An 18,217-nucleotide genomic window follows, 5' to 3' on the forward strand; every position below is an offset into this window, starting at 1 on the left:
TGCTACACCCCTGGGTAGACCAGGCGACCGATACCGTCATCGAAATCGAGCCCGCCATCGTCACCGGCATCCGACTCGTCGACAAGGCCACGTAACGCCGCGCCCGGCCGAACCGGCATGCCGAACCTCGACTTGGAGCGGCCAAGGGACTTTGGTCACTCGCGGTGGGACAGGCGGTCCGCTGCGACGACTACTCGATGCTCTATTTCCGTGATCCGGGTCTGAAGTGGAATGGACGGTACCCAGTAGTTCGTTCCACGAGGAGGAATCATGAGCCGACTTCCCGTGCATCGCACGTCTCTGCTGCCGGATCTCAACGATCTCTGGAACGCCTTTACCCCGCCCGGGCTGGCACTGTTCGGTACTCACCTGCTGCGTGTGGAGGACACCGTCGAGGACGGCCACTACATCGTGCGCGCGGAGATCCCCGGCATCGATCCGGCGAAAGATGTCGAGGTGTCCGTACAGGAGCGGCAGCTGACGATCAAGGCGGAACGCTCCGAAAAGCATGTGGAGAAGGGCCGTTCGGAGTTCAACTACGGTTCGTTCTACCGCACGGTGACGCTGCCGCCCGGCGCCGAAGGCGAAGGCATCGAGGCCACCTACGCCAAGGGCATCCTCACGATCAGCATTCCGATGGGCCAGACCAAGGAGAGCGCCAAGCGGATCGAAGTGAAACCGGGCGAGTAGCCGAAGCCGACGAATCCCGGGAGGGCCGGGCGATGATCGCGGGCCTGGTGGCTGGTTTGCTGTACGCGGCACTGGTGGTGCTGGTGTCCTGGTGGCTGGACGTGCTCGGCCGCACCGAATCGTGCGGTTGGCACACCCGATCGCCCGGACGGTCGGTCATCGCCGCTGATGCGCCACCGCAGACTGATGCTCCGCCGCGGTCGCAAGCACCGCCGACAACCGAATGGGCCGATCCGGCCCAGGTGTGGGTCGCCCTGGACGCCGAGAACGTGCTGCTCGCCGCCCTGCTGAGCGGACGGATCGGCCGCGATGAGTACCGCGCCCGCCTATTCGCGCTTGCCCGCGGCTGCGAACCGGCCTCCGAGGGACCCGCGGTGAACGGCGATCCGATATGAAACCGGCCGTATCCCGAATGCAGCACGTTTAGGAGAAAAACTATGAGCCACCCCGCTGATCTGAGCCCGGCGCAACGCCAACTCCGGGCCCGGCGTGCCGTGGACGAACTCGGTCCAGACCGCGACGAGCACACCGTGGTACGTGTGCGCTGCGGTCGAAGTCACCATGTCGCAACCGTTTTCGACACGCCTTTGGGTGCGGTCTACGTGTCGTCGGTCGGCCCACACGCGCACGGTCACCGGGACTTCGTCGACGAGCCACACCACGCGAGCACGCACGGCACCGCCTACACCGACCTGCTCGATGGCGATCCGCTCACCGAGGACACGGTCCCCGCCTACTGCGAGTGCGGCATGCACGAATTGTCCAGAGCTGAGCTGCGACGCGCCGTCGACGCGCATCAGCGCACGATCCAACTGACCTGATCGGTCGATGACCTGTCAGGAGGTGAACGATGGTATTTCTCGATCGAGCCGACGCCGGCCGACAACTCGCGGCGCGCCTGCGACAGTTGCAGGCTGCCGACCCTGTGGTACTCGGTTTGCCGCGCGGCGGCGTTCCGGTCGCATTCGAAGTCGCGCGCACGCTGGGCGCTCCGCTCGATGTGATCGTGGTGCGCAAGCTCGGGGTTCCATATCAGCCGGAGTGGGCGTTCGGCGCCATCGGCGAGGCCGGTGTCCGTGTGCTCAACGAATCCGTCGTCAAGGGGACTGGGCTCACCGACGCGGAGATGTCGGCTGTGGAAAGCCGTGAGCGCGAAGAACTTCTACGTCGGGTCGAACGGTACCGGGATGAAAACGCGCGAATTCCCCTCGCGGGACGGACCGCGATCATCGTCGACGATGGTGTCGCTACCGGCGCCACCGCCCGCGCCGCCTGTCAGGTGGTGCGAGCAGCGGGCGCGGCCCGGATCGTGCTCGCCGTCCCCGTCGGCGCGCGGGACACGCTGGCCGAGCTGTCGAAGGAGGCCGACGAGGTGATCTGCCTCGAGCAGCCGTCCTGGTTCCACGCGGTCGGGCAGTGGTATTACCGCTTCGGTCAGACCTCCGACCGGAAGGTCACCGACCTGCTGCGCCGCGCGGCCCAGAATGCCCCCGGTCCGCTGTCGGCTCCGGCGGACGACCCACCGCTGCGCGACGACGAGGTGCGGGTCATCGCCGGAAAGGTCGAACTCGTCGGACATCTCACCATTCCCGAGCAGCCGATAGGAATGGTTGTCTTCGCACACGGCAGTGGCAGCAGCAGGCACAGTCCCCGCAATCGTTATGTGGCGAGCGTGCTCAACCAGGCGGGACTGGGCACATTTCTGTTCGACCTGCTCACTCTGGAGGAGGAGGTCGACCGGGCCCGGGTCTTCGATATCGATCTGCTGGCGCGACGGCTGGTCGAGGTCACCACATGGCTGACGCGCCAGCAATACGTCGCCGGTTTGCGGATCGGTTACTTCGGGGCCAGCACCGGGGCGGGTGCGGCACTGTCGGCGGCGGCCGATGCGCAGGTCGAGATCGACGCGGTGGTGTCCCGTGGTGGCCGACCAGACCTGGCGGGTGACCGGCTGGCCGATGTCCAGGCACCCACACTGCTGATCGTCGGCGGCCACGACACCGTCGTGCTGGAACTCAATCAGCTTGCGCAAGCGGCGATGTCGTGCGAAGCCGCACTCGCCGTCGTACCCGGCGCCACCCACCTGTTCGCCGAACCAGGCGCCTTGGAGAAAGTCGCCGAACTGGCCCGCGACTGGTTCGTAGCCCAACTGGGCCCCATCGCCGCCGAGCACCGGTCCGGAGCCGAAACGCCGTAGACGCGCGCTATCACGCTGCCAGCGGTCTGGTCGTTGTGCGGTAGCACCCGGGCAGTTTGTCCGGGTTGTCGCAAGCCAACTGAGGCTGCTCCGTCGCGCGCCGCGCACGGTATCGGCCCGCGAATTAGCGCACGGCGCGAGAAAGGTGCGCGGTGCCCGGGTTTGATTCAGAACTCCCTCAACGGGATTGCCCATCTTCGGGTGTTAGACCATACCGCCCATCATGGGGCAGCCGCCCATCAGGCTGCACATCCAGCGACACAGCATCTGCATGAGGTTCATATCTCAGCGATTCCTTTCCTTCGAGCCCGGCGGTCGGTCCGCGGTCATCCGTATTGCAATGGAGTCGATTCTGCGATACCCGTGTTCGTAGCAGTAGGGACCTTTGACGGTCGAAGGGAGGCCATTCGGAGCCGTTCCGGACAACCTCTTCCCGTTTCAGCCGCTGGTGCGAGAGCGGAGAGTCGAGGTTGGTCCGAGAGAAAGGCCGATCCCGTGCACAGTCGGTATCTTCCGTGGTACGCAGTCGTATTGGCCGTGGTGACCGTCGGTCTCGCCATCTCGCTGGTTGCAGCACGCGTATTGCCCGGTGCTGGCTGTACATCCCGACTAGGTGGCAACGATGTCGAACTCCGCTGACCCATTCGCTCCTGCCGTGCAGACCGCGCATGTATGGCTGCGCCGCATTGCCGAGGATCTGGCGACCGAGGACCGCGCCTTCGCCTGTCGAGTAACTCGCGCCTGGCTGCACACCGTGCGCGACCGGCTCGAGATACCTGGTGCCGCGCATCTGAGCGCACAACTGCCCGAACTGCTGCGTGGAATCTTCTTCGAGGGCTGGATACCCACCAAAGTGCCAGTCTCACACCGTGTCTCGGAGTTCATCGAGCAGTTCGCCGCGGAAGCGGGCGTAACCGAGGACGAAGCCGCTGGTCTGGCCTGGCTCGTCACCGACGCACTGCGCGACCTCTGTTCACCCGGCCAGTTGGATCACGTCGCGGCCGTCTTCCCAGCCGACCTGCGCAACCTGCTGTTCGGCGTGAATACCGGCCCCTTCGACGAGGACACGGTCGATGAGATGTGAACGCCGTCGTCCTAGAGCCGAGAAATATTGTGATGCGAGGGATTTCCCTGCAAGGTGGCGCGAAGGATGTCGTACCGTGCCATGGCAGGCCAGCACCGACCCAGCTGCCTGCAAGCGCCGATGAACTTTTTCGTGGAAGCGGCGGGTCTCGGTTGTGTGACTATGCGCCGGCGGCAGTGTGGTTGGGTTGGTTCGTGTGCCGCAGCAGCCATCTGCGCAGTTCGTCGGCAGCCCAGACGATGATCGGATAGGGGGCGGTGAAGGCGAGCATGCCGGGGGTGAGGGCGGCGGTGCCGAGTGCGGTTTGTAGGGGTGGCAGGTAGATGATGGCAGCGGTGAGCGTGAGTTCGAAGACGATGCCCCACAGCAGCAGGGGGTTGGAGAAGACGCCGATCGAGCGGAGGGAGGCGTGCTCGGTGCGGGCGGCGAAGGCGGTGCCGATCTGGCCTGCGACCATGCCGAGGAAGGTCATGGTGGTGGCCTGCTGGTAGGCGTGGTGTAGCGGTTGTCCGGGGCCGGTGGTGTCGCCGGGATGCCATCCTGCCCCCAGGAGCACGTAGAAGAATCCGGCCATTGCCAGTGCCGCGCAGATGACGCCGAGGAACAGCCAGGCGCGGAGCAGCATGGGGGCACGGATAACCGGTTCGGTGCGGGGGCGGGGTGGTTTGCGCATGACGCCGGGTTCGGCGGGTTCGCGGCCGAGCGCGAGGGCGGGCAGGGTTTCAGTGCCGACATCGAAGGCGAGCAGTTGCAGCACGGTCAGCGGCAGCGGGACGGCGCCGCCGGTGAGCGCGAACACCATGAACGGGGTGATCTCGGGAGTGGCGTGGGCGAAGATGTAGAAGATGAATTTGCGGATGTTGTCGTAGACGCGGCGTCCGGCCTGCACGGCGGCGGTGATGGTGGCGAAGTTGTCATCGGTGAGCACCATGGTGGCGGCTTCCCGCGCGACGTCGGTGCCGGCGCGGCCCATGGCAATGCCGATATCGGCGCGCCGCAAGGCCGGGGCGTCGTTGACGCCGTCGCCGGTCATCGCCACGACGTGCCCGGTGTCGCGCAAGGCGTCGGCGATGCGGAGTTTCGCTTCCGGTGAGGAGCGGGCGAAGATCAGCTCGGCGTCGCTGTCGAGAAGCTTGTCGAGGTCGACCTCGCTCATCCGGTCCAGTTGTGCACCGGTCACGACGACGGGCTGACCGCGGGTAATGCCGACCTGTGCGGCCACAGCGGATGCGGTGAGGCCGTGGTCGCCGGTGATGACGATGATGCGGATGCCGGCGGAGTGGCAGGCGGCGACAGCATCGGTGACCTCCCGACGCGGCGGGTCAACCATGGCCACCAGCCCGAGCAGGGTCATATCCCGCTCGGCTTGCTCGCTGCTCTGTGGCAATGGTGTGGCGGGGTCGATGCCGCGTTCGGCGACGGCCAGCACGCGCAAGCCTCGGCGGGCCAGACCGTCGACTTGTTGAGCCAGCATGCGCCGGCGCCCCGGGGTGAGCGGTTGCAGGTCGGCATAGGGCCCGAGTTCAGTGGTACACAATGGCAGCATCGTTTCCGGGGCGCCTTTGGCGTGCACCCACAGACGGCCGGTGTCGTCCTGGTCGAGGGTGGACATGCGTTTGCGGCCCGGATCGAAGTGGAACTGCCGGCGCCGCCGCCGCTGCCGCAGATCCGGATCCAGCTGGATACCGAGTGCTGCGGCGGCGTCGAGCATCGCGATCTCGGTGGGGTCACCGGCAGCGGTTTGCCCGGCAGCGGCGCTGCGCGCGTTGTTGCAGGCGCTCATCGCAGCGGCCAGGCGAGCGACGGTCACATCCGCGGACGACAGCATGGTCGCGGTCAGGTCGTGGGCTCCGGTCGCAGTGCGGGCCAGGGTGGCTCGGATCCTGTTCTCGGTGAGCGTGCCGGTCTTGTCGGTGCAGATCACGTCGGTGGAGCCGAGGGTCTCCACCGCGCTGAGCCGTTTCATGACCGCGCCGCGACCCGCCAGGTCACGCACCCCGATCGCCAGCGCCAACGTGATTACCGGCAACAACCCCTCGGGCACGTTACCGACCAGCAAGCCGACAGCGAAGACGACCGCGTTGAGGAACGACAGCCCCGCCGCCAGGGTCGCGACCGGGATGAACGCCGCGCCGAGCAGCACCGACACCCCTGCGATCAGCCAGGCCACTCGCCGCACTTGGTGCTCGAGGGGGCTCTCCTCACGTTCTACCCGTTCCGATAGGGCCGCGATGCGGCCAAGCTCGGTGTGCATGCCGGTGGCGTAGACGGCCGCGCGGGCTTCGCCCTCGGTACAGGTAGTGCCGCTGAACACCAGATCCCGCGCCTGCAGCAACGGGACATGAGTGTCGACCAGCTCAGCCGCGCGGAACACCGGTATCGATTCCCCGGTCAGCGCCGACACATCCACCTCGATACCGCCGTCGAGCAGGCGTGCATCCGCCGAGATCCGGTCGCCTTCGCTGATGACAAGCACGTCGCCGGGCACCAACTGCGTGGCCTCGATGTCGCCGACGGCCCCGTCCCGCACTACCGTCGCCCGCATCGGCAAATACGCGGCGAGCGCCTCTACCGCCTTCTCGGCCTGTTGTTCCTGCACGAACGCGAACGCGGCGTTGATCACGATCACCGCCACGATCGCGATCGCCACCGGCACGATGCCCACCGCCCACGCCAACCCGGCCGCCGCCCACAGCAACAGCGCCAGGGGATGGGTGAACTGCCGCAACAGCTCCCGCGGCCATCTCCGGCCACCCCGCCGTTGCAGCCGGTTCGGTCCGACGTGGATCAACCGCCGTTCGGCTTCACGAGCAGTCAACCCCGACCGGGAACTACGCAGATCACGCAACAGCAGATCCACCCGTTCGGTCGGATCCAACCGAATACCCGGCTCGACCTCGACACCGCCGTTGGTGGCGCCGCCGTCGTCGCCAACATCGTCCGACATCGACCACCCCACTATCGTCGCTACCAGCTCCCGCCACCCAGTCTGCGCGAGCACATGATCTGTCTGCGATAGCCGCTTGCCCTCGGATCCAGGGACCACCGGCCCTCACCACGGTCCCACCGACAGCATGAGGTGTAGATCAGCCAGAACGACCCTGGTCGGGCATCCTGGCTATCGTCATCACGCCCGTCACGGTGTTCGTCACCGGCCCAACCGAGACAGCGGTACTCATATCCACCGTCCGTTCTCGGTCGATCACCGCATCGGCGTGCGGCGACCGACGGTGCGGCTACTGGGCGGCCTGCGTGATTGGCGCGCCCGAATATGGTTGCGCCGCAGGCTCTTTCACGCGGCTTCGTATTGTTGACCAGTACGACCAGCAACAATGCGCAGACCGGCACGGGTCTGCTTCGGTCGTTCTAACGCGTGGCGCAGCAACTCGCGCAACGGTTGGTTGCGGTGCGGTCCCTGCATACGACCCGCCGGGGGTGATCCGGTCATGACAGGCACCTATCGCGGCAGCCGCCGATCGGGCTGTGGTGGGCGTTCGTCACGAGTCCTGTCCGACCGGGCGGCTCATTCCGCGCCATTCCCGTTCCAACGCCGCGCAGTGGCACACCCGCAGTAACCGGCCGGTTCCGTAGCCCAAAAGGATTGCGCCACTCCAGATTGCGCCGAGCACCGTCATACCGATGCCGATGCCACTGTCGGCGGCGTTGATAGTGCGCACCGGCGGGGTGGTCACCTTGCCACTGCCGTCCAGCCACACTCGTACCAAATCGCCCGGCGTGGACTTGTCGGGTACCTCGGTGGTCGTCGTACCGGTGCGGCCATTCTGATCCCAACGCACGGTCGCGTCAAATCGTTCGGTGGTCGTTCCGTAGGCGTCGACGGTGACGATCGGTTCGGGCTTCGTCGTGATCGTCGCGGGCACAGCGACTTTCGCCGCGTTCTCGACCCGGATCCGGCTCGCGGCAGCGGTGTAGCCCGCGGTACCCGCCGCACCCGCGACCGGCACCGCGACGAGCATGACAATGATCGCGAACAGCCACACCAGTACCTCGACTCGGTCGGATACCCGCATCAGCGAACTGGTGCGCCACGGTCGTCGCCGCCACAAGCGCGTCGGCAAGGACGGATACTCCGACATCTCGATCACCTCCTACCCTGTGTCGTGGTGTCGAGCTCGGACGTCGATTCCGCTGAGATGGCCGGATGCGGGAGCTCACGCCGCAGTGCCGTGAAGCGGGCCGCGGCGCGCTGCTCCCGCTCGCGCAGCTGCGCACTGCTCAGCACATAGGCGTCGGGACCGGGGAAGGTCAGTGCTCGATGCCCGGTATCGGACCAATGCACCAAATAGGGCGGCGAACCATCGCGTGAATGCACCTCCTCGATGAGGCCGCGCCGAGTCGGGCCGCGATTGGCACCGCCCTCGACGATCAGCCAGTCTCCTGGTTGTGCGTGCATGACCGGACCACCGAACATATGTCAATCATCACGCCGTCGCACGAGGCGGCGACAGGACCGAATGGCACCGACTCCACAGCCGTTGGCCCCTGAGAATCGCGACAGCTGGTGCGGCTGCTCCGCGGCGGACCACCACCCCGGCGACCGGCCGAGGTCTCCAACCTGGCGTGTTCGGGGGTTCCGGTAGTAGTCGCCGAAAATCCAATGAAGTTCTCGTAGCGCCTGGTCAGCTGCGGTGCGGCGAGGCTACGGGGTTGGCTTGTCGAGTGCCGGTAGATGGTGGGTCGGGTGACGCCGAACTCGGCGGCGATCTGGCCGACGGTGTAGCGGCGCTTGCCGTGTTCGTCGAGTTCGTCGTACATCTGCCGGGCCAGTTCGACCTGCCGTGGTCCGAGTTTGGGTTTCTGGCCGCCGGTGCGTCCGCGGGCGCGGGTGTCGATGCCCTGATCGAGGACCACCAGGTCCACACCGCGGTCCTGCAAGGTCTTGGACAGCTCGATCAGGTGCTCGAGAGAGCGGCCGAGCCGGTCGAGTTTGGTCACCACCAGTTGGTCTTCTGGTCGGTTGGCGACCAGTAGCGCCTTGCTGAGCTCGGGGCGGGAGGCGAGTTTGCCGGAGGCCTTGTCGAGGAAGATCTGTTGGCATCCGGCGGCGGTGAGTGCGCCGTGTTGGGCTTCGGGGCGTTGGTCGCGGGTGGAGACGCGTCCGTAGCCGATTCGCATGGCCCGGAAGTGTATTGCGAACCCCCGACAGGTTGACGTTGCCGCGTACACGGCAACCTTTACAAACCTGGCCTGCGGAAACCTGCTGCGGCCGAGTATGTCTCGTGAATGAACGTTTTTGATCCACCCCACAATGCGGTGTGTACGACATTTGCGGTGTACAGCAGGATCCGACGACACCGTTGTCCTGCGGTCTGATCGGTATCTGAAACTGGAGTCGACTCTGGGTACTGTGGCGGTGTGCCGCGAGAGACATTGACCAAGGAGCAGGTCGTGCGGGCCGCAGTGGAGGTGCTCGATGCCGAGGGAGTGGCCGGGCTGAACGTGCGACGTCTCGGCACCCAGCTGGGCGTGGCATCGACGGCCATGTACTACTACGTCAAGAACAAGAACGAGCTGGTTACATTGGCCGCGGACTTGGTGTGGCACGAGATCGAGTTGACGGATCCTGCGACCACCGATTGGCGTTCGGCGGCAGCGACCTTGGCGCGCGAGGTGCACGAGATGATCGGCCGCCATTTCTGGTTGCTGGCGGCCATGAGCACCCATGTGATCTACGGGCCGGGCAAAGCGCGTTTCGACGAATGCGGTTTGGAGGTATTCGAGGGCGCGGGTTTCGTCGGTGCCGACGCGGACCGCGCCGCAGCGACCCTGCTGATGTTTGTGATCGGCGCGGCGCAGGGCTCGGCCGCCGAGCGGGCGTGGGAGGCGCGGGTGCGGCGCGACGGTGGCGACGCAGGTTCGCGCCAACCCGATGCGCTCGCCTACGTCACCGAAGCCGCTGCGCAGTTCCCCCGGCTACGGGCCCGTCTCGACTCGTCGGCACCGGACGCGGTCGAAACCCTGCCCGGCAGCACCGGTTTCGAATTCGGCCTGCTCACCGTGCTCGATGGACTGCAATCCCGTCTGGCCGCCGCTCAGGAGAAGTAACCGGCAGCGGCAGGTAGCGTGAGCGCGCCGATCACGAACAATGAACCCGCTGTCGCGAGCAGCCACCGCAGCACCGTCGCCGGTCGATACCAGGACGGCAACGCGGCGGCCGCGGCTCGCAGCACGGCACGAATATCGAGGCCCCGCGCTCGCGGATCGTCGAGCTTGGCGAACGCGGACACGGTCTTCGGAATGGCGAACACCTGGATCGTGGTCACGTAACCGACGCCGAGGAACACCAGCGGCTGCACCACCCAGGTCGATACCCGCCCGATCTCGCTACCGGTCAGATTGAGTGCAGCCAGCACCGTGAGCACGGCGGCGATCGCATAGCCCACGACGAACCCCCACCGGCCTTCTTCCAACCGGACCCCGTGCTCGCCGAGCACCTGCGGGTCTACACCTTGCCGCGCCGCCTCGGCGTCCACGGCCCGCTGAGCGCGAGGCCCAGCGGGCCGGTAGGCGACAAGCATGACCACGAACATCCCGGCCAACAGCAACTGCAACAGGCCGGCGAGAGCCACGGGGATCGGCACAGCGTCTCCTCACATAGATTTGAACTAAGATAAAATCCAGCCTAACTGGGTTTTTATCTTTGTTCAACACAAACATCCACCCACCAGCAATCGGAGATCGCCCTCCTCCGTCGGCACTGACCGTCCAGTAGTCGGCATCCTGGATGTTCGAGGATGACGCCAACCCAGATGTAGGCGTGATCAGAAGAGGGTGTCGCGGACTCGCAACGGCCGGTAACCGGTCGGTCCGAGTTGGGCGAGTTCGGCGTCGATGTCGACCTCGATCGCGCCGAAAAGTTGATGTTCTCGCTGTGCGCGGGCGAGACGTGCGCGAGTACCTCGTCGTCGATGCGCCGCCCTTCACGGCGCATCTGTTCCACCGCCAGCCCGTAATATTCTGTGGTCCAGGCGATCACGGCGTTGGTGGCCAAGGTCAAACACCATGCCTGTTCGGTTTGGGACTCCAGATGCCGGGCGCGGATCATGCCTTCGTGGGCGTAAAGGAGGTCGCGGCGCAGGGCGTGCAGGGACTCACCCTTGTTGAGCTGGCGCGAGATCTTGCGCCGATAGTCTGGATCCGACAGGTACTTCGCGGCATAGATCGTTATGCGCAGCGCTCCGCATTCTTTCAGCGCCGCGGCCAAGGCGTTCTGCCGCCCGGACGCGGACAGCTTGCCGACCAGCAGCGACGCGGTGGCGTGCCCGAACTTCAGCGATCCGGCCAGCCGGAGCAGGTCGTCGTAGTGCTCGGCGATCAGATCCAGATTCAGCTTCCGTGTCAGCAGTGGCCCGGGTGTGAGGGAATCGGGATTCTGCATCGGCAGCGCGGCGCCGGCCGGTACAAGGTGATACGGCCCAGGTCTCGGATACGCGGGGAGAGCTGCATCCCGAGTAGATCGAATAGCCCGAAGTTGACCAGCGTGACGCCGTGGGTGTCGGTCGCATGTTCGGTGATCGGCAGATCGGTTGCGTTGCCGAGGATTTCGTCGAGCACGTAGTGGGCTTCGCGCCTGGTGGCGACGATGACCTTGGTGCCGTAGGTGGCGTGCTGGTCGGTGACGTGGGTGTAGGTGCTGAGCCCTTCGTTGGCGAAGTAGCGGCTCAGGGCCCTGGCGGTGATCGACTTGCCGCGAGTGGGGAACCTTTGACCATCGCTGGAGGACAGCGTTCCCGCCCCGAAAATCGCTGTGAGCGGCAGGCTTTGGTGGTAGCCGATGAGCGCCGTATTCGCCGCGCGCAGCGTCTCCTCCCGCACATACCACTCGGAGGTCCAGGCGAGGATGTCGTAGGAGATCCCGGAGGCCTCGGCCATCCTGGTCAGACCGAGGTTGGTGGAGTAGGCCAGAAGGACCGCGATCAGGTTGCGTTTCAGCTCGGGACCGCTGGATTGCTTGCCGGAGGCGTGGGTGAAGCAGTCCAGGTAGCCGGTGCGCTTATCCAACTCGATCAGCAGCGACACGATCGGCGCGAACGGCAGCATCTCGGTCAGTTCCGCCTTGAGCGCCTTCGCCTCCTCCGGGACGTCTTCGGCGGTCAACGGTGAGATCACCAGATCGCCGTCCTCGTCGAGATGGACAGGGCCGTCGCCCTCGGCCAGGACTTTCTCCAGCTCACCCAGAGCCTCGTACAGTTCGTCGGTGGCACTGGCCAGCGCGTGGGCCGGATCGGCGGATTTGCCGACCAGGCGGCAGAATTCGGCGCGTTGGGGCTCCCACTGCTCGGGCGTGAGCAGGTAGGCGGCCGGGTCGGCGTAGCGGCGCGAGCCTGGCACGTACACATCGCCGCTGCGCAAGCCGTCCCGCAGGCCGAGGAGTACGCACAGCTCCCAATAGTGCCGGTAGGCGGTCGCGCTGCCCGACTTTCGGGCTTCGTCGAGGTAGCCGCGCCATTTGGTGGGTACGAACCCGGTCGGTGCATCGTCGAAGACCTTCCGGCCGCCGGTGGCGTTGAGCTCGCGCAGCATATTGACCGCGATCAGCAGCTCGGTGGCCGCGGTGCCGCCGGCGAACCGCACCGTTGACAACACCGCCGGGGTGGACTGCCGCAGCATCCCGAACTTCGTTGTATTTTCGGCGACTACTACCGGAACCCCGTTCGGCGAGGCGGTCGCGCACCTTCTGGTCGACCGGCCGCGCAGGTTCGCAAGATAACTCAAATATTGCTCGGCCGTCGGACAGCGCCGAGTTATCGCCATAGCGCTTGGTCGACCCCGCGGTTCGGATGGTCGGTGACATGCCGGCTGTTCCGTCGGGATATCGCCTACAGCGGTCGCACCACGTCATCCAGCGGGCGTCGCGGGGTGAGTGGCACCGCTGGGGCGCTTGTCGCGGCCCAGCCGATTCGAACGATAAGTTGTGGAAAACCGCTGTCGGAGAGGACATCCGCGCGCACCAAGTCGCGAGTGCCCGGCAGTTCGAGCGGCTCGGTGAGCGGGCACGTGGCCAACCCGAATGTGGTGGCGGCCAACAGCACCGCACTGGTGGCCTCGCCCGCGCGCAACCGGGACAGCGGATCGTCGGCGGCGGTGTGCACCAACAGGAGCACGCCACGTTCATCGAGATCGCGGAGCACCGCTTCGGTCAGCTCGGGACTACGGAACTCGCGGGTCAGTGGATCCGTTGCGGTGACAGCGCTACCGGCGGGTACGCCCTCCGGAGTGACATGCCGCCCGCTCCACAGCGCGAGTTCGGTCTGATATCTGGCGTCCTCGCGATGCAGGCGGGCGGCCTCCCGAAAGGCCTGTACCAGCCGCGTCCGAGTGGCGCCGCCCGCGATCTCATGGACCAGCGCACCCTCGGCGGCCCCCGCCTCGATGATGTGCGCGGTATGCGTCGGCGGGACCTCCCATGAGGTGACGTGCCGCCGATCGGTGCGGCGATGGGTAATCGCTCTGGCCACCGCGATGACGTCGGCGGTCGGCGTGGTCGCGGTGAATTCGATGGACGCGAGGTGTTGCGGCTCGGCCGGATTCGGGAGCCGGTGCACCACCGTGTGCCAACCGAACGACCGTGCTGCGGCGCGGAAGTGATGCAGCGCCGCTCCACAGCTGAGCAGCAGATCTCGCCGATCCGGGTCGGCCAGCGGCAACTGCCGAGTCTCGTCGGCGTACAGGTGCATCGTGCGGTCGCCGACGCGCCATTGCCATGGCTGGGTGTTGTGAACCGATGGTGCGCGCACGGCCAGTGTCAGCGCAGATCGCAGGGTATCGGGATCGGGATGCGCTTGCGCCATTGCCTCTTCCTTATCTCGTGGCTATGACTTCTTGGCTTACAGATACGTGGTCACGATGACCATCAACGCCATGACTATGGCGACAGCTCCTTCGATCGACAGGTGGTGATCCCACTTTCTGTCGCGTACCTGGTCGCCGAATAGGGGAATTTGGTCCCGCGACCAGGTCTTTCGACCTTATGATCGGTGCCTATCGCCTTTTAGTGGTGGCGATTTTCAGATATCGATGTCGCCCCAGCAGTGACGCGACTTTCCCAAGGAGCAAGAACGCGCCCGGCTCAATCGGAAACCAGATGGATGCGGCGGGTCGGTTCGGGGAACCGGACGATGACGGTGCGCCGGCCCGCGGCGACGACAGACAGTCACTCGCCGGGACTTCCGGCCCTTGATCAGGGGGATGGATCGCCCCAGGCTGAACTGGTGAGAGCAAGCGGACAGCCTGCGCCAGTGATCGATGCACGCCTACACGACGCGGTGATCTTCGATATGGACGGGGTGGTCACCGACACCGCGTCGATACATGCCGCCGCGTGGACCGAACTGTTCGACGCGTTTCTCGCCGAACGCGTCGCCGGGCCGGGCCAGGACCGCTCACCGTTCACCGAGGCGGATTACCAGCGTTTCGTGGACGGTAAACCCCACTACAGCGGTGTGGCAGATTTCCTTGCGGCGCGCGGAATTTCGCTGCCCTGGGGCGACCCGTCCGATCCGGAGAACGCTGCCACCGTCTGCGGTCTCGGCAATAGTAAGGATCATCTGTTCCAGGATCGGCTGGCCCGCAGAGGAGTCCTGGTTTTCGAGTCGACGGTCGCGCTGGTGCGTGAGTTGCGTGACGCAGGGTTCGCTACGGCGATCTTCTCGGCCAGCTCTCATTGTGCCCAAGTGCTCGAGGCGGCCGGTATCGGCGATCTGTTCGCGGTGCGCATCGACGGGATCGTCGCCGAGGATCTGCGGCTGGCCGGAAAGCCCGACCCGGCGATGCTGGTCGAGGCCGCGCGGCGGCTGGGTACGGATCCGAGCCGGACCGTCGTCGTCGAAGACGCCGAAGCCGGAGTCACCGCCGGCCGGCGGGGCGGGTTCGCGCTGGTCATCGGCATCGACCGGACCGGGCACGCCGACCAGTTGCGTTTCCATGGCGCCGATGTGGTGGTCACCGATCTGGCCGAGGTCCGCGTGCGTGCAGGATTCCGGTGTATGTCGGAGGTTCCGGGTGCGCTGGAGTCCTGGCCCCGGATCTCCGCTCTGCTCGATACCGAGAACGCGGCCGTACTGATGGATTTCGACGGTACGGTCGCCGAGATCGTTTCGGACCCGGATACCGCCACCCTGGTCGACGGAGCAGCGGCGGCGATTACCGAACTCGTCGGTCTATGCCCGGTCGCGATCATCAGCGGTCGCGACCTGACTGATCTGCGGAATCGGGTGGGGCTGGCGGGCGTCTGGTACGCGGGAAGCCACGGCTTCGAGCTGGTCGCTCCGGACGGCAGCTATCACGTACATGATGCGGCACCGGCCGCCGAACAGGCGATTGCCGCCGCGGCCGAAGAACTCGGCCGCCGGCTCGGCGATATTCCCGGAGTTCGGGTGGAGCACAAGCGATTCGCCGTCGCGATGCACTATCGCAACGCCACTCCCGACGTCGTCGGCCGGGCGATCGGTGCGGTGCACGCGGTCGCGCAGCAGGGCGGACTGCGAGTGACCAACGGCCGCAAGGTCACCGAGTTACGCCCGGATGTGGACTGGGACAAAGGCCAGGCCCTGAACTGGATCCTGGATCATCTGCCCGGCCCGGAACTGCCGATCTATTTCGGCGACGATCTCACCGATGAGGATGCCTTCGATGCCGTCGCATCGCACGGCATCGGAATCGTGGTGCGTCACACCGAGGACGGGGACCGGCGCACGGCGGCGCGATTTGCGGTAGACAGTCCCGGTCGCGTCCGCGACATCCTCGACCGGATGGCGGGGCCCCTCAGCCGCGAATCCGATTCGGAGGCGGCCGATGCCTGGACACTCGTCTTCGACGGGTACGACCCGCACACCGAGAAACTGCGCGAAGCACTGTGCACGGTGGGCAACGGCTACTTCGCCACTCGCGGCGCCGCACCCGAATCGCGGGCAGGCGAGTACCACTATCCCGGCACCTACGTCGCCGGAATCTACGACCGTCGCAGCGACAAGCTCTCGGGGCGCATGGTGGACAACGAGAGCCTGGTGAACCTGCCGAACTGGCTGCCGGTGTCGTTCCGGATCGAGGACGGTGAATGGTTCGATGTCGACACCGCCGAATTGCTGGCCTACCGACAGGAACTCGATCTGCGCCGAGCGGTGCTCACCCGCCGGTTCCGATTCCGCGACACCGCGGGCCGGATCACGGAGGTCACACAGCGGCGGTTCGCCGCCATGCACCGGCCGCACGTATGCGCTCTGGAGACGACGATCGTCGCCGAGAACTGGTCGGGACTTCTGTTGATCCGCTCGGCGCTCGACAGCAATGTACGGAACTCGTTGGTGGAACGCTATCGAGCCCTGTCCGGTGACCATCTCACTCCCTTGCGCGCTACGAAACTGTCTACGGATTCGGTATTGCTAGCCGTACAGACCAGTCGATCCCGGATTCCGGTGGCGTTGGCGGCCCGCAGCAGAATTCTCCGGGACGGGAAAGCGACCACCGGCACAGGACAACTCGTCGACCAGGACGGCATGATCGGACACGACATCGACGTTCCGATGACCGCCGGGGCAGCGGTGACCCTGGAGAAAGTCGTCACCGTCTTCACCGGGCGCGACCACGCGACCTCCATTCCGGAGGAGGAGGCCGTCCGCTGGCTGAGCTGCCAGCCCGGGTTCACGGATCTGTTGGAGGGGCACGTAGCGGCGTGGGAACACCTGTGGGACAGGTTGCGTATCGATCTCGAAGACCGCGAGAACGCGGTGCGCATACTGCGTCTGCACGTGCTGCATCTGTTGCAGACGCTGTCACCCAACACGGCCGACCTCGACGTGGGTGTCCCGGCGCGAGGTCTGCATGGGGAGGCCTATCGCGGACATGTGTTCTGGGATGAGTTGTTCGTATTCCCGGTGTTGAATCTGCGCTTTCCTGCCCTGACTCGATCGCTGTTGCGGTACCGCTACCGGCGTCTGGCGGAAGCACGCCGCGCCGCAAGTGAAAACGGTTGTGCAGGTGCGATGTTCCCGTGGCAGTCCGGCAGCGACGGTCGCGAGGAAAGCCAGCAGATGCATCTCAACCCCCGGTCCGGACGTTGGAACCCCGATCCAAGTTATCGGGCGAGGCACATCGGCATCGCGATCGCGTACAACGTTTGGCATTACTATCAGGCGACCGGCGACCGCGAATTCCTCACCGAATACGGCACCGAAATGCTGGTGGAGATCGCCCGGTTCTGGGCGAGCACAGCTACCTACGACGCCGACCGCGACCGCTACCGGATTCGTGGCGTGATCGGCCCGGACGAATTCCATTCCGGCTATCCGGCAACTCCGCACGAAGGCATCGATGACAATGCCTACACCAACGTCATGGCGGTCTGGGTGATTCTGCGGGCGCTCGACGCGCTGGAGCTGCTCGCGCCGCGCGATCGTGCCGAACTGATGGAGACCCTTGGTGTCGCACCGTCGGAGCCGGCGCACTGGGCGGCGGTCAGCCGCCGCATGTATGTGCCGTTCCACGACGGCGTCATCAGCCAATTCGAAGGCTACGGCCAACTGGCCGAACTGGATTGGGAGCGCTACCGGGAGCGCTACGCTGACATCCAGCGGCTGGACCGGATCCTCGATGCCGAGGGCGACGACATCAACCGGTATCAGGCGGCGAAGCAGGCCGACGTGCTGATGCTGTTCTATCTGCTGTCCTCGGACGAACTCCGGGAACTGCTGGAACGGCTGGGATACGACCTGCCGGGGGAGATGATCCCGCGGACCATCGACTATTACCTTGCCCGCACCTCACACGGGTCGACCTTGAGCAGTGTCGTACACAGCTGGGTCCTGGCCCGCGCCAACCGTGACCGCGCCATGGAGTTCTTCGACAGTGTCCTGGAGTCCGATATCGGGGACATCCAGGGCGGAACGACCGCGGAAGGTATCCACTTGGGTGCGATGGCGGGCAGCATCGATCTGGTGCAGCGCTGTTTGACGGGGCTGGAGACCCGCGGCGGGCGGTTGATATTCACGCCGCACTGGCCGCAATCCCTGGGTTCGCTCGAGTTCCCGATCAGCTACCGTGGTCACCGGCTGACCATCCGGATCAGCGGTGAGGGCGTGGAAGTGCGGTCCGAGCCGGGCGAACTGCCGCCGATCGAGATCGAATGCCGAGGCTATGTCGAGCAACTCGCGCCCGGCTGGACCTTTCAGGTGGAGCGGAAGTCGGCACGGCCTCGCATCTACAACAGCGATAGCCGATAGCCCTGGAAG

At 65.8% G+C, this 18,217-nt stretch carries 13 protein-coding genes and 1 pseudogene; 7 read left to right on the plus strand and 7 right to left on the minus strand.

Translation table 11 applies throughout. The annotated features are described in order from the left end of the window. The first annotated feature begins 270 nt into the window (after positions 1 to 270). The 5 genes from AB0L63_RS23910 to AB0L63_RS23930 all read left to right on the plus strand — a co-directional run bounded on the left by AB0L63_RS23910 (position 271) and on the right by AB0L63_RS23930 (position 3,971). Positions 271 to 690, plus strand: a complete 420-nt coding sequence (locus tag AB0L63_RS23910; protein WP_364504805.1) for an Hsp20/alpha crystallin family protein — start codon at positions 271 to 273, stop codon at positions 688 to 690. Positions 691 to 722: 32 nt separating this feature from the next. Then, positions 723 to 1,085 (plus strand): hypothetical protein, encoded by a 363-nt coding sequence (locus tag AB0L63_RS23915; RefSeq protein WP_364504807.1) that lies wholly within the window; start codon positions 723 to 725, stop codon positions 1,083 to 1,085. A 42-nt stretch (positions 1,086 to 1,127) separates the two neighbouring features. Further along, positions 1,128 to 1,511: a hypothetical protein gene (locus AB0L63_RS23920; protein WP_364504809.1), complete on the plus strand. Its 384-nt coding sequence runs from the start codon at positions 1,128 to 1,130 to the stop codon at positions 1,509 to 1,511. A 29-nt stretch (positions 1,512 to 1,540) separates the two neighbouring features. Continuing rightward, on the plus strand, positions 1,541 to 2,887 hold the full coding sequence (locus tag AB0L63_RS23925) for an alpha/beta family hydrolase (RefSeq protein WP_364504811.1): 1,347 nt from the start codon (positions 1,541 to 1,543) through the stop codon (positions 2,885 to 2,887). 622 nt (positions 2,888 to 3,509) lie between these two features. Then, positions 3,510 to 3,971 carry a DUF2267 domain-containing protein gene (locus AB0L63_RS23930; RefSeq protein ID WP_364504813.1) on the plus strand — a complete coding sequence of 154 codons (462 nt, stop codon included), beginning with the start codon at positions 3,510 to 3,512 and terminating at the stop codon, positions 3,969 to 3,971. 160 nt (positions 3,972 to 4,131) lie between these two features. On the opposite strand, the gene AB0L63_RS23935 is transcribed toward AB0L63_RS23930, so the two are convergent. The 4 genes from AB0L63_RS23935 to AB0L63_RS23950 form a co-directional block, all read right to left on the minus strand. Continuing rightward, positions 4,132 to 6,918 carry a cation-transporting P-type ATPase gene (locus tag AB0L63_RS23935; protein ID WP_364504815.1) on the minus strand — a complete coding sequence of 929 codons (2,787 nt, stop codon included), beginning with the start codon at positions 6,916 to 6,918 and terminating at the stop codon, positions 4,132 to 4,134. A gap of 550 nt (positions 6,919 to 7,468) precedes the next feature. After that, entirely contained in the window at positions 7,469 to 8,068 is a 600-nt protein-coding gene (locus AB0L63_RS23940; protein ID WP_364504818.1) for a hypothetical protein, read from the minus strand. 5 nt (positions 8,069 to 8,073) lie between these two features. Further along, positions 8,074 to 8,403: a DUF1918 domain-containing protein gene (locus tag AB0L63_RS23945; RefSeq protein ID WP_364504820.1), complete on the minus strand. Its 330-nt coding sequence runs from the start codon at positions 8,401 to 8,403 to the stop codon at positions 8,074 to 8,076. Beyond that, the gene (locus tag AB0L63_RS23950) at positions 8,358 to 9,107 is read right to left on the minus strand and encodes a recombinase family protein (RefSeq protein WP_364504822.1); all 750 of its coding nucleotides are present in this window, start codon (positions 9,105 to 9,107) and stop codon (positions 8,358 to 8,360) included. The genes AB0L63_RS23945 and AB0L63_RS23950 overlap by 46 nt, the downstream gene beginning before the upstream one ends. A gap of 240 nt (positions 9,108 to 9,347) precedes the next feature. Between AB0L63_RS23950 and AB0L63_RS23955 the strand changes: the two genes are divergently transcribed. Further along, positions 9,348 to 10,037 carry a TetR/AcrR family transcriptional regulator C-terminal domain-containing protein gene (locus AB0L63_RS23955; RefSeq protein ID WP_364504824.1) on the plus strand — a complete coding sequence of 230 codons (690 nt, stop codon included), beginning with the start codon at positions 9,348 to 9,350 and terminating at the stop codon, positions 10,035 to 10,037. Here the strand turns inward: AB0L63_RS23955 and AB0L63_RS23960 are convergent. From AB0L63_RS23960 to AB0L63_RS23970, 3 genes and pseudogenes are all read right to left on the minus strand, one after another. Further along, a complete protein-coding gene (locus tag AB0L63_RS23960; protein WP_364504826.1) occupies positions 10,025 to 10,573 on the minus strand; it encodes a hypothetical protein in 549 nt (182 codons plus the stop codon). The genes AB0L63_RS23955 and AB0L63_RS23960 overlap by 13 nt on opposite strands. A 180-nt stretch (positions 10,574 to 10,753) precedes the next feature. Then, positions 10,754 to 12,599: pseudogene (locus AB0L63_RS23965) on the minus strand (Tn3 family transposase); the annotation flags it as partial. 212 nt (positions 12,600 to 12,811) lie between these two features. Then, on the minus strand, positions 12,812 to 13,783 hold the full coding sequence (locus AB0L63_RS23970; RefSeq protein ID WP_364504828.1) for a nitroreductase family protein: 972 nt from the start codon (positions 13,781 to 13,783) through the stop codon (positions 12,812 to 12,814). A gap of 486 nt (positions 13,784 to 14,269) precedes the next feature. Between AB0L63_RS23970 and otsB the strand changes: the two genes are divergently transcribed. After that, entirely contained in the window at positions 14,270 to 18,208 is a 3,939-nt protein-coding gene (otsB, locus tag AB0L63_RS23975) for a trehalose-phosphatase (RefSeq protein ID WP_364505066.1), read from the plus strand. The last annotated feature ends 9 nt before the right edge of the window (positions 18,209 to 18,217 follow it).

Origin of the sequence: Nocardia sp. NPDC051990 (genome assembly GCF_040680755.1) — a bacterium.
Classification (GTDB): Bacteria; Actinomycetota; Actinomycetes; order Mycobacteriales; family Mycobacteriaceae; genus Nocardia.

What these genes read in the sequence shown, in the direction of transcription:
- AB0L63_RS23970 (WP_364504828.1), bottom strand. Translation starts at nt 13,783, where the DNA reads ATGGCGCAAGCGCATCCCGATCCCGATACCCTGCGATCTGCGCTGACA.
- AB0L63_RS23925 (WP_364504811.1), top strand. Translation starts at nt 1,541, where the DNA reads ATGGTATTTCTCGATCGAGCCGACGCCGGCCGACAACTCGCGGCGCGC.
- AB0L63_RS23930 (WP_364504813.1), top strand. Translation starts at nt 3,510, where the DNA reads ATGTCGAACTCCGCTGACCCATTCGCTCCTGCCGTGCAGACCGCGCAT.
- AB0L63_RS23915 (WP_364504807.1), top strand. Translation starts at nt 723, where the DNA reads ATGATCGCGGGCCTGGTGGCTGGTTTGCTGTACGCGGCACTGGTGGTG.
- AB0L63_RS23945 (WP_364504820.1), bottom strand. Translation starts at nt 8,403, where the DNA reads ATGTTCGGTGGTCCGGTCATGCACGCACAACCAGGAGACTGGCTGATC.
- AB0L63_RS23950 (WP_364504822.1), bottom strand. Translation starts at nt 9,107, where the DNA reads ATGCGAATCGGCTACGGACGCGTCTCCACCCGCGACCAACGCCCCGAA.
- AB0L63_RS23920 (WP_364504809.1), top strand. Translation starts at nt 1,128, where the DNA reads ATGAGCCACCCCGCTGATCTGAGCCCGGCGCAACGCCAACTCCGGGCC.
- otsB (WP_364505066.1), top strand. Translation starts at nt 14,270, where the DNA reads ATGGACGGGGTGGTCACCGACACCGCGTCGATACATGCCGCCGCGTGG.
- AB0L63_RS23910 (WP_364504805.1), top strand. Translation starts at nt 271, where the DNA reads ATGAGCCGACTTCCCGTGCATCGCACGTCTCTGCTGCCGGATCTCAAC.
- AB0L63_RS23940 (WP_364504818.1), bottom strand. Translation starts at nt 8,068, where the DNA reads ATGTCGGAGTATCCGTCCTTGCCGACGCGCTTGTGGCGGCGACGACCG.
- AB0L63_RS23935 (WP_364504815.1), bottom strand. Translation starts at nt 6,918, where the DNA reads ATGTCGGACGATGTTGGCGACGACGGCGGCGCCACCAACGGCGGTGTC.